We start from the raw sequence: 26,379 nt of genomic DNA on the forward strand, positions 1-26,379 counted from the left end.
GCATCGTGTTTCTATTTAATTATTCTTTTACAATTTAAATTGCTGAACTAGACCTTGTAGCTCCTCTGCGATTTCTGATAATGACATCGCTGAACTGCGGATCTCTTCCATCGAAGCTAATTGCTCCTGTGTCGATGCTGAAACATTTTGTGCCCCGCCTGATGTAGAATCTGCTACTTTAGCTACTTCCTCGAAAGTTTGAACAAACTGTTCTGTTCCAGAAGAAATTCCTTCGATTTCTGATGTAACTTGTTCAATCTGTTCCGTTATCGTATTAACAAAACCTGTAATAGCCGTAAATGACTCACCTGCATGGCTTACTACCTCTATACCTCTGTCTACTTCTGTTGTTCCTGACTCCATTGATTTCACTGCAATGGAAGTCTCTTTCTGGATAGCCCCAATCATTTGTCTAATCTGTTCAGTCGATTGTGCCGATTGCTCTGCAAGCTTGCGCACTTCATCAGCCACAACAGCAAAACCTTTTCCAGACTCTCCCGCCCTGGCTGCTTCAATAGCCGCATTAAGTGCAAGTAAATTTGTTTGATCGGCTATGCCTGTAATGACATCAACTATTTTACTAATTTCCTGTGATTGACTGTCTAAAACCTGGATACTACCTGATAGTTCATGGACAGTATCCTTAATGTATTCCATTTGTCCAACCGTTGTTTCAATTGCTTTGTTTCCTTCTTCTACAGCGGATGTTGCATTTACTGCCGTTTGTGAAACTTCATTTGAACTTGAAACAATATATTGGATTGATTTTGACATTTCTTCTGCCATTATCGTGCTTTGTTCAATCCGATTCGATTGAATCTCCATTCCAGCAGCAACTTCCTGAATCGATGAAGAAATTTGTTCTGTTGCAGATGTGTTTTCCTCTGTGCTCGCGTTTAATTGCTCCGAAGATGCTGCAAGGGTACTAGACTTTTCACGAACATTCAAAATGACCTCGCTGAGACTTGTTCGCATATGGTTAAACGCCTGGGCCAACCGACCCAACTCATCCTTATTTTTTAGATTAATATGAACACCTAGATCACCTTGACTCATCTTATCCGCAGCACCTACCAACTCATTTATTGGTTTAATGATGGAACGAATAATGAACAGGATTAAAAGTCCTCCTATAATCAATGAAACAATGATAACGATTAAAGTTGTGTTCAAAATTGGTTTAACTGCTTTGTCTATTTCATCTTGAAACATCGTTCCAACAATCTTCCAGCCAGTAAGTTCATTTGTCGTAAAGGCTAATTTTTTCTGTTCTCCATCTAATGTATAATCGATCTTGCCAGAAATTGATTCTTTTATTTTTTCAAAAAAGCCTTCTGTTGCTTCTTCACCAGCTTTGTTGGTTGGATGGCTAATATAATTATTATTTTTATCTAATAAAAACAAATAACCTTCTTTACCGATACTTACTTTACTAATCATGTCCGTAAGACTTTCTAGCTTAAGATTTACAGCCACGACACCCTTACCATCAGCAGTTGCTTTAGCAAGTGTTACTACTACTTTCTGAGAAGATTGCGATACATATGGATCCGTAATAATTACATTTTTACTATTTTTCATTGCTTCTTGGTACCATGGCCGTTGACGTGGATCGTACTCTGGTGGGTTTTTAAAAGATGTCGGCGAATTCATAAATTGACCTGTCTCTGTTCCGATATAGGTCTGTTCAACAGTCGCTTTAGAATCTTGAATGGCATCTAATAGTTTTCTTGTTTCGGTATCGGTATTCTTAGTAATAGCACCAGCACCAATCGTACTAGATAGATAATCAATATTCTCCATTTGTGCGGCAATAAATTGATCCACTGTTTGACTAACGATTTCTACATCTTTCTGGGCAGCGCCAAGCATCTGACTATCTATATTCTTTTCCGAGCTCATATACGAAGTAATAGCAATCGTAATGCTTGGAATTAACAAGATAATTAAAAAAGAAAGAATTAGTTTATTCCTTAAGCTTAACTTAAATGTATAACCTCTACTTTTTCCCATATATATTCCTCCCGCTTTCATTGTTGCAATTTTAAACACATAAAAACCCGAATAATGTCGACTATTTATATATCGTCTAAATCGGCAATACCTTTAGGAAAAATTAACAATAAAACAGGAATGTTATACTACGTCTAAAATAGCAATTTAATTTTAATCTTCATTAGGAATTCATGATTTAACGCACTTAATATAGACAATCAAACATTTGATTAGTCGTATGTTCGTGAATAATCATCATAATCAGGCATATAAACAAAAAAAAACAGTGAGCAAAAAGACTCACTGTCCCACCATTTTCTTCTTCACTTCACTTCTTAATTACTATAGAAATTCTCTGTATAATATGGCTGTGATTCAGCGTTAAAAGCAACGCCAACACCTAAATATCTATAGTCTGCTTTTAATATATTTTCCCTATGTCCCATTGAATTCATTAAACCTTCGTGAGCAAAAATGCTACTAAATTGACCATAAGCCAAATTTTCCCCCGCAACAATAAAGGCAATATTATCTTCATGCATCCTATCAAAGGGAGACTGCCCTTGTAAATTCTCATGATTAAAATACTCATTTTCTGCCATATCCACGCTATGTTTACGAGCTGTCTCTTTTACATGATCATCCCAGGTTAATACGCCTAAATTATGATTCACTCTCGTTGCATTCGTTAAATCAAACAGCTGATACTCAAAACCTTCCATAAGCTTATCAGTTGGCTTCGTGTACATATCCTTTCTATTTCCTTCTAGATCTGAATTGATTATTTGAATCGCTGTGACAGTATTATTTTCATGTTTATCATAAAAAATAGTAATATAACTATTGTCTACCTGAAAAATTTGATATTCTCCATTATCTTGAACTTGATAAAATACCAGACCTTTGCGAATTTTTGTTAACGGCTCACCTAGATACCCTTCGATCGATTCCTTGGTGCCTCCTAGCGCAATCCCATCAGTGGATGAGATTAAATCTTGATTTGTATAAAGTCCACTAACTATATTATTTTCGTCATACGAAACCATCATAAAATTTTGGTAGTTTTCATGATAACTGTACCAGTCGACTCCATATTCATTTTTTGACATGCGTTTCGGAGTACCAACCATTTGTTCAACCTCATCCTTTGAATCTCCTAGTTCGATATTATGAACGGAAAACTTTTGATGGGCTGGAGTAGTTAAAGTTGGATTTTCCACCTTAGAAGAATCCGATTTCTTATCATCAATAGAATCCTCTAACCGTCCAACTAGCCCTTGGAACGTGTCCGTTATTGTATTGATCCCTGAAGCTATATCAGGATTATTTTTAACGGACTCTATTTTTGCGCTAATGGAATCTATCGCGGACTGGCTTGTCTCCCGATTTACATATTCCGTCCAAGCCGGTTTTGAAATATAGGCAATACATATAATTAATATTAAAAATAGAAATCGTTTCAAAATATAACACCTAACCTTGTTATTTGAGTGCAGGCACAAGCCTGATCCTTATATTATATCACGTAATGGTATGCAGACTTGGGGACCAAATAGTTCCAATTTGTAGTTTCTCCCTCTTATTTATCTTGCACAATCGGACGTAGCATTCACAATATACTCTTAATAGATTTTCATGGACATTTCCTTAAACAGATTATTCCCATAAAAAAACAAGCCTAATATAACATTGGGCTTGCTCGTTTAAGTTAGCTTGAAGTATAATCTTATTTCTTTCATTAATATAGCTTACATTAAAGTAAGATGGTTCCTTCAAATAAGAGCGAATAAAGTTTTCATCGATACCTAATATGTTTGCAATTAACACTTCATTATAGTGAGTTATATCCATAAGTTGTTCCAATGAGATAATACCTTTTTCAAATAAAAATTGTAAAGAACTCTTAACCTTCCCGGGTCTAATAATTTTTATTTTTTCATCTAGCGGTTCAATTTCAGTATACTTTTTGCGATTTAACGAGGCATAAAAATATCTTTGCTGCTCATATGTTATATATTCCAATTTACGTGCATAGTAAACCATTGCAGCTATAGAAACAGACCATTTTTCTTTTAAATCGATATATGAGTTTGGATTCGAAAGTCTTTTTATTTGTTTAATATCTTCCGTAAACTCTTTCATAGGCATTAGAAAAATAGGATGCATAGTGTGCGCCTCTGCTTCAACTTCTTTATATTTTGCTTTAAGAGTTATTGTTGATAAATGCAATTTTCTTGATTAGGAAAACTAACTCAAAATAAAACAACGCCCAGAACCAATTTATGGCTCAGAGCGTTGTTTTTCTTCATTACATTTGTAGCGAAAGATATTGTAGTATTCTTTTACCAGCTTAAACAACCGTTTTATTTCTTTTTATTTAATTGACGCAAATGCCTCTACTAGCATTATTCCACTTAGGTACGTTGCTAGTTGCGAATGCTCTTGGGGCATTTCCCATGATGTTCCAATGATCTTATTTGGTTGATCATCCAAGTGTTTTTTCATCACTTCTGCATTTTTTATCAGCGTATCTTTTATTTTTTCATCGCCATAACGGCTATAGTATAAGGCTAAATAACGTACTAAAATCCCTTTGAATAATCCGCAGTCATCTCCACCTTCATCTGGTAACATTCCTGTTTTACCATCCACAAGTTGATCAAACGTTGCATTAATTGTCTTTTGGGCATCCAATAAGTATATATCCTCATTCGTAATTTCATAAAGCTCCGTTGCCGCTCCAATAAAAACTCCTTGGCAATATGTGAACTTCCAATCCGAATCAATTTTCCCATCACCCAATCTATTTATTCCATCTTCCACAAATCCTGTTTCGTTAACTAATACCGCCTTATTAAATTCATATATTTTTTTGGACCATTGTAAGTCCTCTACATTTCCAAAACTTTTATACATGCGTGCTCCCAGTATGGATGCCGGCGCATTAGCGGGTGTATTTTTATAATCTAATTGATCTTTTTTCCAGGCCATTCCACCGCCCATATGATCATTCCAAGCAGTTTTAATATCTTCCCATAACTCTATTACATAGTTTTTGTAATAATCATCTTTTGTTATTTCATACATGCGTAACTGTGCTAAAGCCATCCATTCCATATCATCATAATAATTGTTTATTAATGTTTGACCGTTATATTTTTTTGTACTTTCTATTAATGTAGTTAACCGCTCTTTGTATTCCTCTTTACCTGTTCTGTCAAAAGCATCAACCCAATTATCAACAGCATGTGCGTACCACCAGTACATGAGTGTTTGTGATTCCTCGTAGGGTTTATTATCCCAAGCGTTCAATATAGCTTTTTCATCATTCCAAAACTTAAATATTAATTCTTTCTGTAACTCATCAGCATACTTTTCCCAATATTCTTTAGTCACTTTCTCAACCCCTCTATTCATTTTAAATATGATACATTCTAGCTATTAAAAAAAGTTAAGCGCATTCATTTATTATATCATTAAGTATTATATATCAATCAATATACTATTCATATATATATTAATCTAAAAAACGCAAAAAGGTCTCATCACTTCTTTGCGTTTTTAGTAGATTCACCGATAATAAGTTCAGCATCTAAAAGTTGTCTATTTGAAATATCCAAACCCTCTTTGAGTTTTAATATATTCTCTATCGCCATTCTCCCCATCTCTTTTTCCTTTTGTTTTAGATGAGTAAACTTAAATACATTTTCAAAATCTAACTCAGGGCTATCGAAACTAATAATAGAAATATCCTCTGGTACTTTCAGTTGCAGTTCTTGAACTGCTCTTTTTGCCAGTAAAGCAATATTGTATTCGACCGCAAATAACGCAGTAATCTCTGGATATTTCACTATATGTTTTTTTATCCTATCCACATCTGCCTCTATATTTTCTTTCCTAAATGCATTCGGTAGAGTGCTAGTAATATCTGTAATCCAAAAATCTCTGTTAACTACGACCCCTTGTGCCGCATGTGCTTCTATGAACCCCTCAATTCTTCCTTCTATCGCCGTTGTGTCCCTCGGGGGAGGAGTTAATATACCAATATTTCGATGTTCTAGCTCAAATAGATGTTGTGTTCCTTGCAGTGCCGCTTTTACATTATCAGTACTAATTGAGGCTGCTGCTACCCCTTTTAAATGGCGGTCAATTAATACAAGTGGAAATTTATCAATAATTAATTTTAATAATTCTTCGTTAAAAAATTCACCATGGGCGGGAAAAACTATTAGGCCGTCCACCCCGAGTTCCTGTAATTCTTTGATGGCATCTACTTCATTTTCAAAAACACCTAAGGTTCTTCTTAAAACAAGAAAGCAATTATTTTCACGCGAGGCTTCTTCCGCACCATGGACGATACGAGTACCATAGCTATAATCAAAATCTGTTATTACTAGACCCAGTAAAGATGGAGCGCCCTTCTGTTGACGCGATTGTTCTAAGGCTTCCTTTTCTGCAGTATCTTCTTTCCCTTTTACAAACGAGCCTTTTCCCGGCAACCTAATGATAAGACCAGCGGCCGCAAGCAGTTCCAATGCTTTCTTACTAGTTATTCGGCTTACATTATATGACTCGGCCAACTCTTTTTCAGAAGGAACCCTATCTCCCTCACCGTAATGACCAGAAATAATTTGGTTATTCAATACATCATATATTTGTTCATACATCGGTTTCGATGTTTTTTTGTCTTCTTCTCCCACTATGCAACCTCCTTATTTGATTCATTAAAAACCTAATTTACATATTAATATACCATTACCCGACAATAAAATATACTTCACATATACTTCATCATGCGTTATTTGAGATCATTCCTACTAGTAAAGTGCTATTGAATGGGCATGAAGCAATAAAGTGCTCATGAAACCAAGGTTTATACTCTATCAGCTACCATTATCAATCGAACCAACTGATGGTTCAAACAGAAGTCATAAAATCACTATTTACCAGCATCTCTGATACAAAAATCACTTTAATAGCTATCGTTTCTTTAACGAATAAAGCCCTCCCTTGGATGTTTCAAGGGAGACGGCTTTTTTCTTGTATTCCTCGTTCACTTCGATCCTTTTGCTTCTTGGATCTCGGTCTCTGCTTCTTCCATGATTACACGAAGGAATTCATTTGGATCCATATTCGATTCATAATACTTTTGAAAATCAATGTTTACATACTTATCCCATAAACTAATTCTTTCCGGGGGTGAAGCAGCTTCATTCTTAAAGATTGCTGCAATATTTTTATCATGCGTACTTTCATATTCTTGGAAAAATTCATCCTGTGATTCCTTTTGATTAGAGACAATCCCAATTCCATTACGTGACATCCAGTTTTGATAATCCTCTGAGGCAAAGTAGTTGAAAATATTGAGAATATCTTCTTGATTTTCACTCAATGGGTTCATTGTCAATGTGTGCAAAAATCCTCTTGGAGCTACACCAGGGTGATCTGACCACGTAGGAACAGTAGCAATGTCGTAATTGATTCCATTATCTTGCCACCAATTTAATGCCTGTGCATTGGTTATCAACATCGCGGTTGTCTGCTCTGTACTAAACCGAGCCTCATCGCGCAATTCCCCTTCGTAACTGTCAGGAATTGTATCATAATAATGACTAAACAAACCTAGTAGATTTGAAAACTCATCCTTTTGAAGGATTTCAACCTCTCCTGTTTCAGGATTAGTAGCATTCACGGAAAGCTGTGACAACATTACTTCTGTATCTCTAAATTCCAATCCCCTGTATTGCACGCCGTCCCTCTCTTGTGTTAGCTTTCTGGCTAAATCAAAGGTTTCCTCCCAAGTCAGTTCATCGGATGGATATGCTATACCAAATTTATCAAATATATCTTTGTTATAAAGCATTGCATAGTAGGTATTTTCGTAAGGCCAGGCAACAAGTCGCCCTTCCGCATCTCTTCCCCTGATCGTATCAACCAGACTTTGATTTAAATGGCTTGTATCCATCTCCATTTTGTTCGCTTCAAATAATTCTCCTAAATCCTGATCTAGTTCAAAGTACTCCATATCTTCTTGGTTCATTGTAAAAAATAAATCTGGAACTTCCCCACTGGCAAATAATTCTTCAAGACTTTCTCTATTCCCAGTATCAATATGAATATGTTCCATCGTAATATGCGGAAATTTCGTTTCAATAGGCTCCTTGAATCGCTCATTAAACATGGTTTCATCCCATATAACGGCGGCCTTTATTGTGATCGGCTCGCGCTCTCCAGATTCAACTTCCTCTTTATTAGCTTTCTCCGGACTTTTCGAATCACTCGATCCTCCAGATTCTTGATTGGTACAAGAAATAAGTAGTAATGCTAAGCACGCCATAAGTGTCATAAAAATAATTTTCTTCATTTCTTTCATCTTCTCTTCTCCCCCCTGGGTTAAATTAGTTGATTACAAAAAAGCGGAAGATAACATCTCTAGATTCTTCCGATGACTTTATGGTTATTTTACTGCGACACCTCCCACTTTCACCTTTTTTGGTTGAAACTTATACAAAATGAGCCAATAATGCTAAAGTTCTAATGTTGGAGCATGATCATCTGCATTTTAATCTTCCTTTCTTCCGCCAAAAATCAGGCAGAAGAAATTTTCCCCTCTTCTCTCGGAAGCGTTTACAGGTACACTATTAATATATTACACGCTAAATGATATGTCAATTGAATTTACAATTATATTAATGATATATCAGTATGCATATCCATTTATTAAAAATATTTGCTGCTGGAGTTGAATAAATCAGAATTTCTTTAAGTAAAGATTAAATCACTATCATCTAAGCATTATCCGTTTTAAAATAGCTATATGAACAGCAACTAGGAAATTACACAGCGACCCAAATAATAGATTATAGGTATTTACTCAACATTGAGGAGGAAATTGATTATGAGTGACACACGGACTTTACGAGGATTATCCACCATCAGTTACTGGGCAGATGATCTTCAGGCAGCAAAGGAATGGTATATTGAGTTGTTAGGTATTGAGCCTTATTTTGAGCGCTCGGGACCGGACGGACGACTCGCTTATGTCGAGTTTCGCATTGGGGACTATCAGCATGAGTTTGGCTTGATCGATCGCAGCTTCGAGCCCGATGGTGCAACGCTTAGTCCGGGAGGTGTCATCATGTACTGGCATGTCGACGATGTGACATCAACTCTCGAAAAACTACTGTCTATGGGTGCGAAAGAGTATGAGGAAATCACACACCGTGGTGACGAGGGGTTCATAACCGCTTCTGTGGTCGACCCCTTTGGAAACATTCTAGGCATCATGTACAACCCGCACTATCTGAAAATTTTGAGCTCAACCAAAAAGACATAAACAGCATATTGACGAGGTCATTATAATGCTTGTAACGTCCCACATGGGCTTTAATTAGAAAAATGTTAACAAGCAAAAATAGTGAGATAATGCACATAATATTTGGGATATGAGCCATAAACCGTTTGTATCCCGATAATAATAAAACAACGCTCAGAACCTCTTACGGCTCTAAGCGTTGTTTTATTCATTAAAATACTAAATTAGAAAGATAGTATAGTTACTCTATTTTTGCGTAATATTCTTTTACCAACTCATCCATTACCCAATTCGTTCGTGCTGCAGTTTTACCTACACTCTGACATTCTCCAGTTCCAAGTAGGTCGCCAACAATTGTTTCTATCAATGGCTGTTGAATATGAACTGGATTCTCAATTGCCCATTGTTCATTACCTTGGGCGGATATCATTTGAATAGGCCCATCACCAAAAGTAGAAAAGGTGACTTTTCCTTTACTTCCCACGATTTCATTTACATCCACATTTTCGCAGGCTGAAAAGCACCATGTTCCGGTACCATGCGCGCCTGATTCAAATAGATACGTTGCCGTGACAATATCCTCCACCTTGTAATTTCCACTGTGATTAGATGCAAAACCTTTTGCTTCCTTGATTGGTCCAAGTAGAAAATCAAGAATATCGAGTGTATGGCTAGCAACATCAAAAAATAATCCTCCACCTGATAGATCAGGCTGAAATCTCCACGGAATATTAAATGGGTCTACATCCTCTCCCGATGCCCTAAAGTGCCTAGTAGTTACGAAGCGGATATCGCCTAATACCCCACTATCAATAATTTCCTTCAATTTTAAAAACCTTGGTAATGCACGACGATAATAAGCGACATAAAGTGGCACTTCTGCCATTTCACATGCTTGGATCATTTCACGGCATTCTTCATGGTTTAATGCCATCGGTTTCTCCACATAGACTGGTTTTCCCGCTGCTGCAGCTTTTATTGTATATTCCTTATGAAAGGCAGGCGGAGTTGCAATGTATATCGCATCCACCTCAGAATCACGAATTAGCTTTTCCGCGTCATCATACCATTTCGGTACATCATGGCGCTCGGCATAATCTCGCGCAAGCTCTCCATTCCTCCGCATGACAGCAACTAACTCTGAATTGGCTATCTTGTTAAAAGCAGGTCCACTTTTCACTTCTGTGACATTACCACAGCCAATAATTCCCCATCTAACTTTTTTTAATAACGACTTCATTTGATCACCTCTGTCATTATTATATAGTATTAGCTTTTCATTTGAGGTGAATCAGGGTGCATTTGCATGAATTCAATTCGATTACCGTCAGGGTCTTTTACCCAGCATTGATGGTTAAAGTCCAACCCTTGCTTTGGTTCAACATCTAAAATTAACCCATGACTTTTAATATGATTAGCAATCTCATTAATATCAATAACTTCTAAACATAAATGTGAATATCCTATAGTAGTATCATCCATCGTTACGTTCTCACTTCCACCATAAAATAATTCAATAAATTGGCCTTCGCACACTTTCAGATAAACAATCCAAGGTTCATTATCCGCAGTGTTTAATTCGAATAACTTTTTAAAACCAAGAATTTCGCAATAGAAATGTAATGATTTATCCATGTCATCCACGGTAAAGGCCAAATGTCCAATTCCTTTAATCATAGTAAAACCCCATTTCATAATATATAACATACCGCTTTGCTACAAGGTGACGCTTACATATTAAATTATTACTTTTTGTATATATAGATTCACTAATAATTAGTTCAGTATCTCATAGTTGTCTATTTAGAATCTTTATACCTTTTATACCCTATTTTATTTAGTCCAATCTTCTATTAGAAGATCCGCACCTTTTATTAACTTTTCCTTCGCTTGATCAGAGATGTGTTTATCGTGTGCATCATTAGCCAAATGTTTACGGAATTTTTCTAAGTGTTTTTTTGCTTGATTTACTTTTCCTTTGTTTAGATGATGTTCAACCTGCTTAAGACTATTATTTAATATGGACACGAGCGGCCCTTTAACATCACCCACATTTACGTATTCATTCAATTGCTGATGTAATAATGAAAAAGATGGTACCGCAATATTATTCTCTACTTTCGCTGCTTGCTCCATTAACATAACACCACTTAAATTAGTACTCAAATCATTGTTAAGCGTCGGAGTCCTTTCCCATGAAGAACCAAACAGAATCTCATCCTCGGACTTTGTATGTTCCCAAGCACTATCCGCATTATTCAAAATAAAGTTTACTAACTTCTCTTGTGTTGGATCTTCTTCAACCAATCCCCCAAGATAGCGAATAAATACACCTTTAAAGAGTCCGCCATCTCCGCTGCCTTCATCTTTTAAAATATTGGTAGTGTGATTTCCTACTAATCTATTAACCCCGGTATCCGCTGTCTGTAACGCAGCTTCGAAATACTCCGGCTTTTTTGTAGCCCGGTATAATTCTATGGATGCACCAATATACACCCCTTGGTTATAGGTAAATTCCCAATTTTTATCTATACTTCCATCGCCGGTTCGATTAATGCCATCCCATACAAAACCGGTTTGTGAATCAACGAGTGTAGATTTTTGCCATTCATAGATTTTTTTAGCCCATTCCAAATCATTTGAATTTCCAAATTGTTGATATAAACGTGCAGCAAGAATCACAGCTGGAGCATTGGACGGTGTGTTCTTGTAATCCAACTGGGATTTATTCCAAGCTATACCCCCACCAAATTCTTCACTCCAACCATGTTTAATATCTTCCCATAATGTAAATACCGCATTGGCGTGTTCTTGGTCATTTGTGTGCTCATAAAGACGAAGCAAAGCCATTCCCATCCATAACATATCATCATAAAAGTTATTCGTTATACCATTATTTTTTTGTATTATACTGTCATACAACGCTGTTGCCCTGTTGATGTGCACATCCTCTCCAGTACGCTCGTAGGCATCGATGAGTGTATCGATCGCATGCGCTTGCCACCAATAATGGAATTGACCATTACAGTTAACACATTTGTAAGCATTGTTGAACATGTTTGTTTCTTCATTCCAATAATTATCGTACAAGGAAGCTTGTGCTTGCTCAGCTTTCGCTCCCCACTCCGTAGAATTGGAATTTAATACACTCTCCTCTGTATCAGAATGTTGCCCATTTATCGCTCCTTCTGCAAACGTAGAGCCTCCAAGCAGGAATAAAATAATGATTGAAAATGAAATTACCTTTTTCTTCATTTTTAATAACCTCCTAATTTTTTTTAAAAATTACCTTCTTCACAGGGAACCAAAACGCTACCACCCCACCTCCCTATAGTAAGCGCATACATAATAGAGTAACCTTTATGAGCTGAGCCATACAATATCTCTACTACTACATATAGAAGAGCTGTAAACCCCTCAATGATCGATTACCCCATTCGTTAGTGCTTCTACTACATTGATATAAGCGTACAATACGCCATCGGATATATCCGATATAGCATAATGGTATATTAATAGATATCAATATGTCAATAATATTCAGAATGTTTCTTATTCCTGATATTCATATATTTTTTCGAACGAAAAGAGTACCCAAAAATATGTTTTAGGGTACTCACATTCCAATTCTATTAAATACTATTCTCTTTTACTGTATAATCAGTAAATTTTTCTGCGAGCAGCTTGCTAACTTACTTGAGTGGACAGTATTTTCTGTGAGCGGCTTGTAAACTCTCTTGAGTGGACAGTATTTCCGTGAGTGGCTTGCAAACTCACTCGAGTGGACAGTATTTTCTGTGAGTGGCTCGTAAACTTACTTGAGTGGACAGCAAACAATATCGAACAGTAAATTTCTGTTCATCGCTTAGGGTGATGGGCTATAAAACCTGCCTTTTTTGCGGAAACATCAATCCACAATGCCATTCCTTCATTACATCAGATACTAGGTTTCCTCAAAAGACTAATTTGGAAGTTTAACGAGACTCCAAAACTATCCTCACTACTTGTGATTTTTATGAAATGAACAGATCACTATGGGACTTGCAAAACTATACTCAAAAACAGGCATAAAACTTGTTATAAGTTTCATGCCTAATTACTGCCATTCCAAACACCTAATAAATGAAGGTACTTATTAAATAAGATTAAAAATCATACTCATCTATATTATCTTTTGTAAATACGACTCGTTCTGGTAAAAGGATGATTCCGCTATCTTCGGCTTCATATTCATATCCTTGGATGGAGTTTGGTTCAATTTTGACTTTCCCAATATCTGGCACATCAAATTCATCTCCGACTTTTAATTCTTTTCCTTCCACTGTCATGAGATAAGCTACATATGCAGCAAGGGCTCCTTGTTTTTTTACATCCCATAATCCAAATTGTTCAACAGTATCACGTTTGACATAATCTCTCATAACGTTTGGAGTTGAGAATCCAGTAATCACCACATCGCCGGCTTTGTCTAGATTTTCCGTAGCTTGAGCCATTGCAGGTAAGGCTGTTGCATCTGGACAAATAATCGCATCGATATCAGGATATGTTTTCAATATACTTTCACCAACAGAAAGGGATTTTTGCGCATCATTTTCGCCATATTGCGTTGTAACAATTTCCCATCCTGGATATTTTTCAGCAATGATTTCTTTTGCTACTGTTACCCATTGATTTTGATCTGTTACGGTAGGGCTTGAGTAGAAAAAGGCAATCTTACCAGTATCACCGATTTGATCAGAAGTCATCTTTATTAATAGTTCCGCTAATTGTTCTGGTGTTCCTTGATTGATATAAAATGAACGGTCTTCAGGATTCACATCTGAGTCCCATGTCAAAATTTTAACACCACGGTCTTTCGCTCTTTTCAAAGATTGACTTAAACCATCAACAGATACAGAGGAAATCATCAAGGCATCGTAGCCTTGGTTAACGAAATTATTGATAAATTGAACTTGCCCTGCAACAGAAGCTTCTGTTGGACCATCATATTTAAATTCAACATCAAGCGAGTCAGCCATTTCTTTCGCGCCTTGACCACCAGAGGTAAAGAATCCTACACCAACTAGTTTTGGAATAAATGCTAATTTAGCATTCTCTTTTTTGGCATCTGCACTAGAACCCTTCTCTTTAGAACCTGCTTTCTCCGACTTTTCCCCATTTGTACAACCTAGCATCGCACCCGCCATGACGACAACTAACAAAAATAGAAAAACGAGTCTTATCTTACTCATGATTGGCTCCCCCTTTATTTTCTAAAAGTAGACGGACTAGCGCTTTTCTTCTTTAGGTAGACACTTAGGTGATGAGATAACTTAGTCCAATTGGTACTTCTCAATAAAACAGCCACAATTAGCAAGGCCCCAATAACTACACTTGTTTGTTGACTCGACATGCCAGCCATTTGTAAACCATACTGCATCATGCCAATGACAATACTCGCAATCGCGGTTCCTACTACACTTCCTTTACCTCCAAATATACTCGTTCCTCCAAGTACAACTGCTGTAATTACTGGCAATACAGCCTCTGTCCCTAAATCAGAACGTGCGGAACTGAAGTAGGAAGTAAGTATTACACCACTCAAACCACCTCCAAATCCCGATAACATATACGTACTCATAACCGTCCATTTAGTACGGACTCCTGTGTAACGGGCAGCTTTTATATTAATCCCCACTAAGAACACGTTACGACCATAACGGGTCAAGTGAAGTAAACCCCCAAACAACAAAATACAACCTACTAATATCCAAATCGGATTTGGAATCCCAAGTAATTGTCCGTTTGCTAGTTCTACGAACGAAGCAGGAAAGCCACTTATCCCTTCATACCCAGATGAACCACCAGATATAACTAAAGCAATCCCGGAAAATAAAAACATTCCCCCTAAAGTTACAACTAACGGTTGAACATTCGTTAGCGCGATCAATAATCCATTTACCATTCCAGCTAAAGCAGCAACCATCAGGGTAATGACTAGCGCCAACCAAATATTCATTCCATTCATCCAGAGTACGCCAATAGTAATAGAAGAAAGCCCCATGACCGATCCAGTCGAAACATCAATGCCTCCGGTTATAATTACAAAAGTCATCGGAATAGCAGCTAGTGCGATATAGATAAAATCATTCATACTATATAGAAGATTATTGACGTCAAGGAAACTAGGAGAAATTTGACCAAACAAAATGATTTGAATGAATAGAAACACGAATAGCGCAAACTCCCATTTAAGTAGCAGCTTTATTTTGTTGGTCATTATCTACATCTCCTTTCACGCCCACATCCAAGACCTCCACTTTGGTAGATTTCTTTTTACGAAATGAATGATTGAGTAAATAATATTGAAACTTTGAATCGCCCACTACAATCAAAAGTAACAATAAGCCTGAAATAGCATTATTCCAATAGGCAGGAATCTTCAGGTAAACTAAGGAATTATTTATTACTGTAAAGAAAACAGCCCCCACCCCTGCACCTAAAACACTTCCAAGTCCACCGGTTAAACTAACACCACCAAGGACCGCTGCAGCAATTACTTGTAATTCAAGACCACTCCCTGTTTGATTTGGTACAAACCCTATATTCATCACAAAGACAAGTCCGGCGATAGATGCTGAAACACCTGAAAATATAAACGCTAACACTTTTACTTTTTCTACCGGTAAACCTACTAATCTAGCTCCATCTTCATTGTCCCCAACAGCATAAAAGTATCTCCCAAATTTTGTTCTTGTTAAATAAAGGTGCGCACTGATGAGAATAACAACTGTCACCCATACTGTTAAAGAAACGCCCATTAATTTAAATGTAGATAGTTTCTTATAATAGTTCGGAATATCCTCAATCCACATTCCTTCCGTATAAATCAACATAACTCCCCGAATGATGCCCAACATCCCAAGCGTCATAATAATGGAAGGCACCTTTAAATAGGAAACACCAATTCCATTTACCAAACCTACAATCGCACCAACGAGCAAGACGGCAATAATAACGAAACCTACATGTATATTGCTTGTAAGCAGTACGCCACAAACAGCTGCTGATAAACCCATGATCGATCCTACAGAAACATCTATATTCGATGTAAAAAGTACAAACGATTGTCCAACCGCCATAATAAGCAGAATGACACTGGCCTTTACTAATAATGAAATAGTATCGCCTGCGATAAATTCGTGGTTAATGGAACCTACGAAAAAGAAAAATAAGATCATAAAAATGAGAATAGAAAGCTCACGAACTTTGAGAAGGCGGATAAATAATGGCATTACACGCTCACCTCTTCTTTCACTCCAAAAGCAAATGTAGTGATTTCATCTATCGTGATCTCACTTTTCTCTAATGTCTTCACAACGTTTCCTTCATGCATAACAATGACTTTATCACTAAGTTGTTGTATTTCTTCAATATCGGAAGAAATAAGTAATACAGCGATTCCCTTTGACTTTAACCTTTGGATGATTTTGTATATATCTTTACGTGCATTCGCATCAATACCACGAGTAGGTTCATCTAACATAATCACGTTTGGCCTGGCTGCTAAACATTTGGATAAGACAACCTTTTGTTGATTTCCACCTGATAAATTTTTTAATTCTTGATCGATACTTGTTGTTTTTATTTTCAAATCTGCAACATACTGTAATGAAATTTCTTTTTCTTCTCGGAAAGGTAAAAATAGACCTTGAAGCCTGTGCAGGATGGTTGAAGTGATATTCTTTTTAATAGAAGTAATGGAAAAAATCCCATGTGTGTGACGGTCTTCAGGAACATATACAAGTCCATTGGCAATACGCTCTCGAACAGAAAGTTTATTTATCTTTTTTTCTCCTAAATATACTGCCCCTTCTTCAATAGACGCTAATCCAAAAACTGTTTCTGCTAATTCGGTCCTTCCCGCACCTACCACTCCAGCAATGCCAAGGATTTCACCAGGGTAGATCTGAAAGGATATATTGGTAAAGCGCCTTCCACTTAATTTTGAAACTTCCAGTGCAGGACGAATGGAATCATTACGTATAAAAGCTGATTTCTCTTCCTCTATGAATGAATGATCTACAGAACTATTTTCAGGAACCAGTCCTTCAATTAACCTTTCATATGAAAATTCCGCAATCGGGCCTTGCGCTGAAATGACACCATCTCTTAAAACAGCAACATGATCTGCTAACGTAAAAATTTCCGGGAAACGATGGGTTATATAAAATACACCAATCCCTTCTGAGGTTAACTGCCTAATGGTTTTAAACAAAGATTCAATTTCCCCAAAAGTCAAGGTAGATGTTGGTTCATCGAGAATGAGTATACCTGCCTCTCTCACCAATCCTCTAATAATTTCAACAAGTTGTTGTTCAGCAATCGCGAGGGAATGTGCATTTTTTTGAAGATTTAACTTCCAGCCTAATCGTTTTATAATGGCGTCCATTTTCTTTCGTAATGTTGCACTGTCTTCTAAAAGTCCAATTGTAATATTTTCTTCTACTGTCATATTGGGAAAGATGAGCGGTTCCTGTGGAACAAGATAAATCCCGTGAATATGCGCGTCGTTTGTATTTGAGAAAGAAGCTTGTTGTCCCCTAATTTTCATTACACCACTATCAGGTTTATATAAACCGGTAATAATCTTCATTAAAGTTGATTTACCTGCTCCATTCCCCCCAACAACTGCATATACCTCCCCTGCCTTAAGACTGATATCTACCCCTTTTAAAACTGGATTTCCCGAAAACTGTTTATACATCTGCTGAATTTCCAATAAATAAATATCTGCCGCACTGCTCAATTATTTCACCACCTAATATAAATGAGTTTAAATTAAAACGCTTACATTGGTAAATAGGTGAACATTTGACCACTAGTTATTTTTTTGTTCGTTTCCTTTTTTTATCTGTAATTGAATTACATAAAGCATAAAACATATGCAATCAATAGTCAATAACCTATTTATCAGAATGTTTATTGTTTTAAAAAAATAGTTGATTTGTAAAAAAACGGGTGCTATAATCGCCTTAGGTTAAACAAATGTTTGCAACGTAGATAAATGTCGAAAGGTGGCCCGTTATGAGCGAGGATATTTTTACAGAAAATTTGTTAATAAAAGTAGCTTGGTATTACTATAAAGAAAATTTAACTCAAAATGAAATAACTGAAATTTTGGGCTTGTCCCGAAACAAAGTTGTTCGCCTCTTAGAAAAAGCTCGTGCAGAAGGTATTGTTCAATTTCATATAAAAGGTCATGGAGCAAATTGTTTAGGTATTGAAAAAGATCTAAAATCCACTTTCTCACTTCCTAATGCATTTGTTGTACCATCCCCTGTAAACAAGAATGCGATAAGCGTCACTTTAGCAAAGGCGGCAGCACAATACTTACAAAATAATCTACAAAAATTCGATCTAGTCGGTTTCGGATGGGGAAAAGCAGTTTCAGATACGATTGAACATCTTTCTATAGAAACTGATAGCGATTTATCGGCAGTTACGTTGACCGGAGGTGTAAATTACTATTTTCCCAATAGCAATTCAGGTAACAGTGGAATTGGGAAATTTCAAAAAATCCATGTCATTCCCACTCCTTTTTTAGCATCAACCGAGGAAATGGCAAATAAGTTTTTAAATGAACCTTCCGTTAGAGAAATTCTGGATCTTGCAATGCTATCTAAATTTATCGTAATAGGAATCGGTGGAATAACTCCAGATGCAACGATCGTTCTTGAAGAAAAGATGACTATAAACGAACTTACTTCTATTAAACAAAAAAACGCAGTCGGAGATATTTTAGGGCAGTTCTTTAATAAGGATGGAGAAATACTGAATTTACCTCACCACTCAAGATTAATAGGTACAAAGCTCTCTACTTTAAAGCATTTGGAGAATGTAATTGCTGTAGCCGGAGGTGAAAAAAAGATAGAAGCTATTTATGGAGCATTAAAAGGAAACTATTTACACACATTGATAACAGACGAACTGACAGCTGCTTCATTACTAAAAATGGAGGTGGGACATAATAATGAATTATATCCTAGCATTTGATGCAGGTACCGGTAGTGTTAGAGCAGTACTTTTTGACACCACCGGTAACCAAGTTGGCGTCAAACAAGTTGAATGGAGTCATTTGGCGGATAAAAATTACGCAGGATCCATGGATTTTGACTACAATAAAAACTGGGATATCATCGTAAACTGCATAACATCCCTTTTATTTGAAACCAAAGTCGATCCTAATAATATTAAAGCAGTTAGTGCTACAAGCATGCGCGAAGGATTCGTTTTATATGATACAGATGGAAATGAGATATGGGCATGTGCAAATGTGGATGCCAGGGCTTCTGCTGAAGTCAAATATCTTAAATCTTTAAATGCAGATCTCGAACAACAAATATATAATATCTCTGGGCAAACATTCGCACTTGGCGCTCTGCCTCGACTTTTATGGTTAAAAAATTTTAAACCAGACTTGTATAAAAAAGCAGCATCAATATCGATGATTAACGATTGGATTTTGTATAAATTATCAGGTCAACTAAAGGTTGATCCATCAAACGGATGTACGACTGGTATTTTTGATTTAAAGAAAAGAAACTGGACTTCAGCTACAACGGACTTATGCGGAATTAAGAGTGGTCTTTTTCCTAAAGTACAGGAAGCTGGAACAATCATTGGCTCCATCACAATTGACAGCGCTATCATAACTGGACTTTCACCGAATACAGTTGTTGTTTCTGGAGGTGGAGATGCTCAAATGGCTTCCGTTGGAGTCGGAGCTGTGGAAAATCATCAAACTGTTATTTCAGGTGGTTCATTCTGGCAACAGGAAGTAAATATCAACTCACCCATCACAGACCCAAAGGGCCGGATTCGTGTTAACTGCCATGCTGTCCCAAATCTTTGGCAAATAGAAACGATTGCCTTTTTCCCTGGTCTTGTCATGAGATGGTTTCGCGATGCTTTCTGCGAAAGCGAAAAAGAAGAAGCCATTTTAACCGGACGAGATGCCTATGAAATTCTAGAAGAAAAAGCTGTAGATGTCCCTATTGGTTCCAACGGAATTATGCCTATATTTTCAGACGTTATGAATTATATTTCATGGCGACACGCTTCCCCATCCTTTATCAACCTTAGTCTAGACCCTCAGCTATCAGGCAAGAAGCAAATGTTCAAATCACTCCAAGAAAATGCAGCATTGATCACCTTAGGTAATTTACAACTCATTCAAGAAGCCATAGACTTTTTTCCAACAGAGGTCATTTTTGCGGGCGGCGCCTCTAAAGGAAAACTTTGGTGTCAGACATTGGCAGATGTGCTCGGCGTACCTGTGAAAGTACCCGTGGTGAAAGAGGCTGCCGCCTTAGGCACAGCATTATTCGCTGGAATCGGGGCAGGTTTGTATTCCAATATACATGAGGCCGTACATTCAGTCGTTCAATGGGAGCACACTTATTTCCCAAACATAGCCAATCACGAGCAGTACCTTCATATTTATAAGAACTGGCGAAAATTATACAACGAGCAATTGCGCTTAGCGGATAATGGCATGACAACCCATATGTGGAAGGCTCCAGGCTTATAAAAAATTTGAAGGGAGGTGAATGTATGAAGAAAGTGAATGAACTGGACTTCGAATATCGTTTTGGTGATAACGGACCTAAATATTTAACAAAAGGACCAAATGTCGATATTGGTGTTGTTGTGCTAAAGCCTGGTCAAGACTTCCCAAACCACTATCATACAACATGCGAAGAAGCTTTTTATATTTTAGAAGGTTCGATAGATTTCTATATTAATAAGAAGAGATATCCCGCTAAACAAGGTGATATGATTCAATGCAGTCCTGGTGATACGCACTATCTTATCAATAATTCGACCGAGAACTTTAAAGCTGTTTTCATTAAATCACCACATATCTCTGAAAATGACTCTGTTGTTATTGATAAACCTATTATTGAAAAAGGGGTGGACGCACAATGAGTTGGGGATTTAAAAATCGTCTGAATAAAATTTTGCCAAACGGCAGAGCCGTCATGCTAGCTATTGATCATGGTTACTTCTTAGGACCTATTACTGGACTAGAAAAACCAGGTGAAACAGTAAAAGAATTATTGCCATATACGGATTCACTCTATTTAACAAGAGGAACATTGGCTGCTGCTATTCCTGAAGACACTGAACTTCCAATGGTACTTCGCGTATCAGGAGGACCCACAGTTGTCGGAAACGATTTAGCGAATGAGACAATTGTAACTTCCGTTAAAGAGGCCATCAAACATAATGTCGTAGGTGTAGGTGTTTCAGTTTTCGTTGGCTCTGCATATGAAACCCAAACGATCACAAATTTAGCCCATGTTGTCACTGAAGCACACGACTATGGCCTTCCTGTTTTAGGTATTACAGCCGTTGGTAAGGAACTCGATAAACGAGATGCACGTTTTTTGGCTCTCGCTTCACGAGTGGTCGCTGAAATGGGGGCAGATATCGTCAAAACTTATTATTGCGATGACTTTGAAAAAGTAACGAGTACATGTCCAGTTCCTATTGTCATTGCAGGCGGGCCAAAATTTGATACCATTCGCGAAGCATTGGAAATCACTCATCATGCGATGGAACAAGGCGCAGCAGGCGTTGACATGGGACGAAATATTTGGCAATCTTCCCAACCTACAGCAATGATTAAAGCCATACATTCCATCGTTAAAAAAAATTACTCAGTAAATGAAGCAGTTGAATTATACGAATCTACGGCACAGGTGAAAGCTTAAATCAACAAATTAGGGAGGTAATAAATGGGCAAAAGTAGCATTTCTATTAGCTAATGTCTTTGAAGACTCTGAAATGAAAAACCCTTATGTAGAAATAAAAAAAGCAGGACATGAAACCTTTATTATCGGTGTTGAAAAAGGCATGCAATGCACAGGGAAACAAGAAACCGTCTCCTATCAAACCGACATTTCCGCATCAGAAGCGAATGCTAATGATTTTGACGCCATCATTATTCCAGGTGGTAGCGCTCCAGAAACATTACGCGTTAACGAAGAGATAATTAGATTAGTAAAGGATATTCATAATCAATCTAAGCTCATTGCAGGAATATGCCATGGACCTCAAGTCATGATTAGCGCGGACATTCTAAAAGAACAAACCGTTACTAGCTATATCGGTATCCGTGATGATGTTAAAAATGCAGGTGCCACATTTGTTGATGAAGAAGTAGTCGTTAGCAACAATATCATTACATCAAGAACGCCAAAAGATGAACCAGTATTTATTAGAGAAATACTAGCAAATTTAAAATAAACTTTTAAATCTAAATAGAAAAAGCCGTGTAGAAGTCAATCCGCATTGAATTCTACACGGCTTTTTTCAGTTATCCATACATTACCTTTTTTTACTCACTTCTCAGTATAACTCAATTCCTTCGAAACGCTTTGAATCGTAGCCAAAAGAGCTTTTTCATTATATTGGTACAGGGATACCGACAAAAAAGTAATTGAGAAAAGTCGAACCTTTCTATGAACAATTAAAAAGCTCAGTAATATCAAGGGGAATCCTGATATTACTAAGCCTTTTGCAGTCTTAATAAAAAGTGACGAAAAATGAAATTAAACTGGACTAGCTGGATTCGAACCAACGATAAAGGAGTCAAAGTCCATTGCCTTACCACTTGGCTATAGTCCAATAAAGATCCCCTTTAACAGGGGAAATATATTACTGTAAACGATTCTGTTGATTTTGTTGTTGGTTTGAAGCCTGTTGGCTTTGCTGTAAAGATTGTTGTGCTTGTTGTAATTGCTGTTGGGCTTGTTGTAACTCTTGATTCTGTTGAGCTGTAGCTTGTCCTTGACCTTGAATTGCTTGTAGTTGTTGTTGGGCTTGTTGTAATTGTTGTTGTGCTTGTTGCAGTTGTTGTGGATTAGCATTTGATTGGGCCTGCTGTACAGCCTGTTGTGCAGCGGCAATTGCTTGCTGATATTGTTGTTGATTCTGATTACCTTGTGTCATTATAAATCACCCCTGAACGAATTTTTGTCGAATGTAAATATCAACACAGCTTATTATGTATGAAACTTTCAATAATATTCATATCCTAATACAAATTTTTAAAAGGGGCATTTCAAGGATCAAAGACAAAAAAACGGTTCAGCAATAAGAATACGACCGATTGAATAGATAAACTCTAGAATCGCAAATTAAGAATAAGTATTTAACAATAACCAAGTTATTCTTATTAAAAACCTTTGAATCTAACCAAAGAATTTACCGCTCTACTTGCGATAAATTTTTATCCTTTCTCACTGAACATTTATAGACAGCAAGTGCTGCTACTTCTAAGTTAATTTTAAATATTAATGTCAATATACTTTTTATACATACAAATAAACAATGGATCATCTTTTATCCGATCCATTCTATGATCTACAGTTTCGTTGGGATATAATAAAATGTATGATTTTCAGGATATCAATTACTGGGTTCTTTAGAATAATCCCCCTTCCTCCTAGATTTTTTCGCCACACAAAATGAATGCCCAAAAACTTAGCTATTGGTCACCCTCATTCTCAATTTGATTATCTTTAAATATCCTACCTATTAGCCCCTCAATCCTCAACCATTAATTGTGATACTTAATCTATATTCTAATGTTTTTTAAAAAACTATAATTTACTCATTAAAAAAATAGCTAACAATCAATATCTATGTCATAATCTTTGTTAACATCAGGTATTTTATTTTTCTCAAGCAATCTTCCCATGCTCGCTGTAAATAAAGATACTATGACAGCGCATGCAACTATAGCGTAAAATCCTGCTCCAATACCTATTCCTACCCCTCCCGCAAATAAAATCATTGCAGCTGATGTAAGTCCTTTTACTTTCAACCCGTCTTTTAAGATCATACCCGCTCCCAAAAAGCCTAAGCCAGAAACTATTTGTGCAGCCAATCTCATTGGATCCATCATTTTACCACTGTTAGCTGCACTAAATACTTCTGCACTTTCTATAGAGATTAGCGTGATAAGTGTACAAGCAACGCAAACATACGTATACGTTTTTATTCCCGCGGGTTTACTTTTAAATGACCTATCCATTCCTATTAAAAAACCAAGTAGTGCACTAATTGAAATACGTAAAAACATTTCACCGTAACCAGCAATATGATTTTCATATAGTGATAAAAAGATTTGCAAATTAAAGACTCCTTTCCTCGCTTTCAAAACCTAGCTTTTTTCTAACTAATAATTGTGATAAAATGTTAATTATAGTTTTATGAATCATCTGAATAATGATATTAAAAATAACTTATAGCTAACGAGGGAGTACAAACAATGGTAAATATTGTAGATATGGTAGATTCTCTTATTATCCCTTCTGTACAAAATGAAACTGATCTTGAAAAAGCTATTCAAAGTAAAAGTAGTATTGTTTTTATTCTGACTGGAAATTTAATTAATATGGAAAGTTATTTAAATCAACTCAAAAAGGCGAATAAATATACATACATTCATATGGATTTCATTGAGGGTCTGTCCAATACGAAAAGTGCTATTAAATATATTGCTAATGTCTGGAAACCTACTGGTATTATTACTACCAAAGCATCTATGATTAAGTATGCTAAAGCAGAAAAACTGAAAACAATCCAAAGGATCTTTCTAATCGATCATAGTGCTGTGTTAAAAGGTATTGAGTCCTCAAAAGCATGCAGCCCAGATGCTGTCGAAGTTCTCCCAGGATTAATGCCTACTGTCATTGATCAACTATCTCAAAAATTGGAGTTACCAATTATTGTAGGCGGTCTCATTAGTAATAAACAAGATATATTATCTGCAATCCAGGCAGGTGCTTTAGCAGTTTCCTCAGGAAGTCCTGAATTGTGGAGTTTAGAACTATGACTAATCCCTATTAAACCTATTTTTCCACTATCGATATTTCAAATAACGATGAGGATTAGTTTTGGAGTAATTAATATGTCTTGTCCATTAATTGCTCTTTCTACATTTCGTTATAATAGACTCTCAAAACCCTTTATTCTATATTATATTAGTGTTATTCCTCTCTTATGTTCCAGTTATTAACTCTTTCTCGAGATTGATGTGCATCCTCTATCGAATTCATTTCATAATTAATATAATAAGAGTTTTCCTTCCATTTCGAAATAACAAAGTCTAAGGGTATGGTGCCCCTACAACCTTATTTCCCGTCTCTCTTAATCGTTTATTGTTTCAACTGCCCCTTCAATTAGTTCATCATCTAATAACCGTACCATCTAGATAAAATATGAGTCTTATCGTTCTCTGTACTCCTCTTCGAAAATATAGCGGCAAATTGCTTTTGCTACACCATCTTGCTCGTTCGTATCTGTCATACAATTCGCTCTTCCTTTAAGCTCTACTTCCGCGTTTCCCATTGCCACGCCAAGTCCAACCGCTTCAATTAACTTTAAATCATTGTAACTATCTCCAATAGCAATCACTTGATCCATATCAATTCCTAGGAAGTCACATATTTGTCTAACTCCGTAAGCTTTGGTCATTCCTTCAAATGTAATCTCTACGTTTGAAGGACTAGATTGAGTTACTTCGATCTTTTCCCACTTTTCTATTATTCCTTTTATATCAGAAATGACGGCTATACTATCATTTCTGATACCAAACTTGATCCACTTTTTTTCAAACATTTCCTCTGTCCAATCAGATTTCCTTATTAAAGATTCGATATTATAACCCCAAAACCACGAGTTTGTTTCGTACGCGATTTGATGTAATAGCTCAATACTTTTACGATCCATTATATGTCTTTCCATTAATAATCCAGGTGATTGCCAAATTTCTGCACCATTAAGCAATACAAGCGGAGTTGTTAAACCTAATTCCAAACGAAAATTCTCTATATTTTGATGTCCTCTTCCTGTCGCAAAAGTTACAATAATACCTTTTTGCATGGCTCTTTTTATCCAAAGTTTTGTCGCTTCTGATATTTTCTTATTATCCAACAGAGTTGTACCATCTAAATCAAGTGCCAATAAACGATATTTAGACAAACAATCCACCCCTTAATAAATATTACCTTACA

General features: G+C 36.6%; 21 protein-coding genes, 1 tRNA gene and 3 pseudogenes. 7 read left to right on the forward strand and 18 right to left on the reverse strand.

All coding sequences use genetic code 11. The annotated features are described in order from the left end of the window. Window positions 1-27 precede the first annotated feature (27 nt). The 7 genes and pseudogenes from MHB53_RS26390 to MHB53_RS12900 all read right to left on the reverse strand — a co-directional run bounded on the left by MHB53_RS26390 (window position 28) and on the right by MHB53_RS12900 (window position 8,368). Window positions 28-975: a methyl-accepting chemotaxis protein gene (locus tag MHB53_RS26390; RefSeq protein ID WP_445661518.1), complete on the reverse strand. Its 948-nt coding sequence runs from the start codon at window positions 973-975 to the stop codon at window positions 28-30. Beyond that, window positions 970-2,034: pseudogene (locus MHB53_RS26395) on the reverse strand (HAMP domain-containing protein); the annotation flags it as partial. The gene MHB53_RS26390 and the pseudogene MHB53_RS26395, both read right to left, overlap by 6 nt. 296 nt (window positions 2,035-2,330) lie before the next feature. Continuing rightward, complete coding sequence (locus MHB53_RS12880) at window positions 2,331-3,458, reverse strand: CAP domain-containing protein (protein WP_340918907.1); 1,128 nt, start codon at window positions 3,456-3,458, stop codon at window positions 2,331-2,333. Between the two features lie 193 nt (window positions 3,459-3,651). Further along, on the reverse strand, window positions 3,652-4,161 hold the full coding sequence (locus tag MHB53_RS12885) for a hypothetical protein (protein WP_340918910.1): 510 nt from the start codon (window positions 4,159-4,161) through the stop codon (window positions 3,652-3,654). Window positions 4,162-4,368: 207 nt separating this feature from the next. Further along, window positions 4,369-5,391, reverse strand: a complete 1,023-nt coding sequence (locus tag MHB53_RS12890) for a glycoside hydrolase family 76 protein (protein WP_340918913.1) — start codon at window positions 5,389-5,391, stop codon at window positions 4,369-4,371. A gap of 149 nt (window positions 5,392-5,540) precedes the next feature. After that, window positions 5,541-6,695 (reverse strand): substrate-binding domain-containing protein, encoded by a 1,155-nt coding sequence (locus MHB53_RS12895; protein ID WP_340918916.1) that lies wholly within the window; start codon window positions 6,693-6,695, stop codon window positions 5,541-5,543. Window positions 6,696-7,048: 353 nt separating this feature from the next. After that, window positions 7,049-8,368: an ABC transporter substrate-binding protein gene (locus tag MHB53_RS12900; protein WP_340918919.1), complete on the reverse strand. Its 1,320-nt coding sequence runs from the start codon at window positions 8,366-8,368 to the stop codon at window positions 7,049-7,051. Window positions 8,369-8,893: 525 nt separating this feature from the next. Between MHB53_RS12900 and MHB53_RS12905 the strand changes: the two genes are divergently transcribed. Beyond that, window positions 8,894-9,331: a VOC family protein gene (locus MHB53_RS12905; protein ID WP_340918923.1), complete on the forward strand. Its 438-nt coding sequence runs from the start codon at window positions 8,894-8,896 to the stop codon at window positions 9,329-9,331. Between the two features lie 220 nt (window positions 9,332-9,551). Here the strand turns inward: MHB53_RS12905 and MHB53_RS12910 are convergent, their stop codons facing one another. The 7 genes and pseudogenes from MHB53_RS12910 to MHB53_RS12940 all read right to left on the reverse strand — a co-directional run bounded on the left by MHB53_RS12910 (window position 9,552) and on the right by MHB53_RS12940 (window position 18,056). Then, entirely contained in the window at window positions 9,552-10,550 is a 999-nt protein-coding gene (locus tag MHB53_RS12910) for a Gfo/Idh/MocA family protein (protein ID WP_340918925.1), read from the reverse strand. Window positions 10,551-10,579: 29 nt separating this feature from the next. Then, window positions 10,580-10,987, reverse strand: coding sequence for a VOC family protein (locus tag MHB53_RS12915; RefSeq protein ID WP_340918927.1), 408 nt, complete (start codon window positions 10,985-10,987; stop codon window positions 10,580-10,582). Window positions 10,988-11,143: 156 nt separating this feature from the next. After that, on the reverse strand, window positions 11,144-12,565 hold the full coding sequence (locus tag MHB53_RS12920) for a glycoside hydrolase family 76 protein (RefSeq protein ID WP_340918930.1): 1,422 nt from the start codon (window positions 12,563-12,565) through the stop codon (window positions 11,144-11,146). 890 nt (window positions 12,566-13,455) lie between these two features. After that, the gene (lsrB, locus tag MHB53_RS12925) at window positions 13,456-14,484 is read right to left on the reverse strand and encodes an autoinducer 2 ABC transporter substrate-binding protein LsrB (RefSeq protein ID WP_340924679.1); all 1,029 of its coding nucleotides are present in this window, start codon (window positions 14,482-14,484) and stop codon (window positions 13,456-13,458) included. A gap of 71 nt (window positions 14,485-14,555) precedes the next feature. Continuing rightward, on the reverse strand, window positions 14,556-15,557 hold the full coding sequence (locus MHB53_RS12930) for an ABC transporter permease (RefSeq protein WP_340924682.1): 1,002 nt from the start codon (window positions 15,555-15,557) through the stop codon (window positions 14,556-14,558). A gap of 106 nt (window positions 15,558-15,663) precedes the next feature. Next, window positions 15,664-16,584 (reverse strand): annotated as a pseudogene (locus tag MHB53_RS12935) (ABC transporter permease subunit); the annotation flags it as partial. After that, window positions 16,584-18,056 (reverse strand): sugar ABC transporter ATP-binding protein, encoded by a 1,473-nt coding sequence (locus MHB53_RS12940; RefSeq protein ID WP_340924685.1) that lies wholly within the window; start codon window positions 18,054-18,056, stop codon window positions 16,584-16,586. The pseudogene MHB53_RS12935 and the gene MHB53_RS12940, both read right to left, overlap by 1 nt. A gap of 320 nt (window positions 18,057-18,376) precedes the next feature. On the opposite strand from MHB53_RS12940, the gene MHB53_RS12945 reads away from it, so the two are divergent. The 5 genes and pseudogenes from MHB53_RS12945 to MHB53_RS12965 form a co-directional block, all read left to right on the forward strand. Next, entirely contained in the window at window positions 18,377-19,345 is a 969-nt protein-coding gene (locus MHB53_RS12945) for a sugar-binding transcriptional regulator (RefSeq protein WP_340918933.1), read from the forward strand. Continuing rightward, window positions 19,323-20,882, forward strand: coding sequence for an autoinducer-2 kinase (gene lsrK, locus MHB53_RS12950; protein ID WP_340918935.1), 1,560 nt, complete (start codon window positions 19,323-19,325; stop codon window positions 20,880-20,882). Before MHB53_RS12945 ends, lsrK begins: the two co-directional genes overlap by 23 nt. 23 nt (window positions 20,883-20,905) lie before the next feature. Beyond that, window positions 20,906-21,280, forward strand: coding sequence for a cupin domain-containing protein (locus MHB53_RS12955; RefSeq protein WP_340918937.1), 375 nt, complete (start codon window positions 20,906-20,908; stop codon window positions 21,278-21,280). Continuing rightward, a complete protein-coding gene (lsrF, locus tag MHB53_RS12960; protein WP_340918940.1) occupies window positions 21,277-22,068 on the forward strand; it encodes a 3-hydroxy-5-phosphonooxypentane-2,4-dione thiolase in 792 nt (263 codons plus the stop codon). Before MHB53_RS12955 ends, lsrF begins: the two co-directional genes overlap by 4 nt. A 28-nt stretch (window positions 22,069-22,096) precedes the next feature. Beyond that, window positions 22,097-22,603 (forward strand): annotated as a pseudogene (locus tag MHB53_RS12965) (type 1 glutamine amidotransferase domain-containing protein); the annotation flags it as partial. Between the two features lie 310 nt (window positions 22,604-22,913). On the opposite strand, the gene MHB53_RS12970 reads toward MHB53_RS12965, so the two are convergent. From MHB53_RS12970 to MHB53_RS12980, 3 genes are all read right to left on the reverse strand, one after another. Then, window positions 22,914-22,984, reverse strand: a tRNA-Gln gene (locus MHB53_RS12970). Window positions 22,985-23,014: 30 nt separating this feature from the next. Further along, a complete protein-coding gene (locus MHB53_RS12975; protein ID WP_340918942.1) occupies window positions 23,015-23,308 on the reverse strand; it encodes a hypothetical protein in 294 nt (97 codons plus the stop codon). Between the two features lie 679 nt (window positions 23,309-23,987). Next, complete coding sequence (locus MHB53_RS12980) at window positions 23,988-24,443, reverse strand: MgtC/SapB family protein (RefSeq protein WP_340924693.1); 456 nt, start codon at window positions 24,441-24,443, stop codon at window positions 23,988-23,990. A gap of 189 nt (window positions 24,444-24,632) precedes the next feature. On the opposite strand from MHB53_RS12980, the gene MHB53_RS12985 reads away from it, so the two are divergent. Beyond that, window positions 24,633-25,199, forward strand: a complete 567-nt coding sequence (locus MHB53_RS12985; RefSeq protein WP_340918944.1) for a glycerol-3-phosphate responsive antiterminator — start codon at window positions 24,633-24,635, stop codon at window positions 25,197-25,199. Window positions 25,200-25,591: 392 nt separating this feature from the next. On the opposite strand, the gene MHB53_RS12990 is transcribed toward MHB53_RS12985, so the two are convergent. Continuing rightward, complete coding sequence (locus tag MHB53_RS12990; protein WP_445661433.1) at window positions 25,592-26,356, reverse strand: Cof-type HAD-IIB family hydrolase; 765 nt, start codon at window positions 26,354-26,356, stop codon at window positions 25,592-25,594. Window positions 26,357-26,379 lie beyond the last annotated feature (23 nt).

The organism is Bacillus sp. FSL K6-3431 (assembly GCF_038002605.1).
Taxonomy (GTDB): Bacteria; Bacillota; Bacilli; order Bacillales; family Bacillaceae_C; genus Lederbergia.

Coding starts and splice junctions, on each gene's coding strand:
- MHB53_RS26390 (WP_445661518.1), bottom strand. CDS start 975: ATGCGAACAAGTCTCAGCGAGGTCATTTTGAATGTTCGTGAAAAGTCT.
- MHB53_RS12885 (WP_340918910.1), bottom strand. CDS start 4,161: ATGCATCCTATTTTTCTAATGCCTATGAAAGAGTTTACGGAAGATATT.
- MHB53_RS12900 (WP_340918919.1), bottom strand. CDS start 8,368: ATGAAAGAAATGAAGAAAATTATTTTTATGACACTTATGGCGTGCTTA.
- MHB53_RS12905 (WP_340918923.1), top strand. CDS start 8,894: ATGAGTGACACACGGACTTTACGAGGATTATCCACCATCAGTTACTGG.
- MHB53_RS12910 (WP_340918925.1), bottom strand. CDS start 10,550: ATGAAGTCGTTATTAAAAAAAGTTAGATGGGGAATTATTGGCTGTGGT.
- MHB53_RS12915 (WP_340918927.1), bottom strand. CDS start 10,987: ATGATTAAAGGAATTGGACATTTGGCCTTTACCGTGGATGACATGGAT.
- MHB53_RS12920 (WP_340918930.1), bottom strand. CDS start 12,565: ATGAAGAAAAAGGTAATTTCATTTTCAATCATTATTTTATTCCTGCTT.
- lsrB (WP_340924679.1), bottom strand. CDS start 14,484: ATGCTAGGTTGTACAAATGGGGAAAAGTCGGAGAAAGCAGGTTCTAAA.
- MHB53_RS12940 (WP_340924685.1), bottom strand. CDS start 18,056: ATGTATAAACAGTTTTCGGGAAATCCAGTTTTAAAAGGGGTAGATATC.
- MHB53_RS12945 (WP_340918933.1), top strand. CDS start 18,377: ATGAGCGAGGATATTTTTACAGAAAATTTGTTAATAAAAGTAGCTTGG.
- lsrK (WP_340918935.1), top strand. CDS start 19,323: ATGAATTATATCCTAGCATTTGATGCAGGTACCGGTAGTGTTAGAGCA.
- MHB53_RS12955 (WP_340918937.1), top strand. CDS start 20,906: ATGAAGAAAGTGAATGAACTGGACTTCGAATATCGTTTTGGTGATAAC.
- lsrF (WP_340918940.1), top strand. CDS start 21,277: ATGAGTTGGGGATTTAAAAATCGTCTGAATAAAATTTTGCCAAACGGC.
- MHB53_RS12975 (WP_340918942.1), bottom strand. CDS start 23,308: ATGACACAAGGTAATCAGAATCAACAACAATATCAGCAAGCAATTGCC.
- MHB53_RS12980 (WP_340924693.1), bottom strand. CDS start 24,443: ATGTTTTTACGTATTTCAATTAGTGCACTACTTGGTTTTTTAATAGGA.
- MHB53_RS12985 (WP_340918944.1), top strand. CDS start 24,633: ATGGTAAATATTGTAGATATGGTAGATTCTCTTATTATCCCTTCTGTA.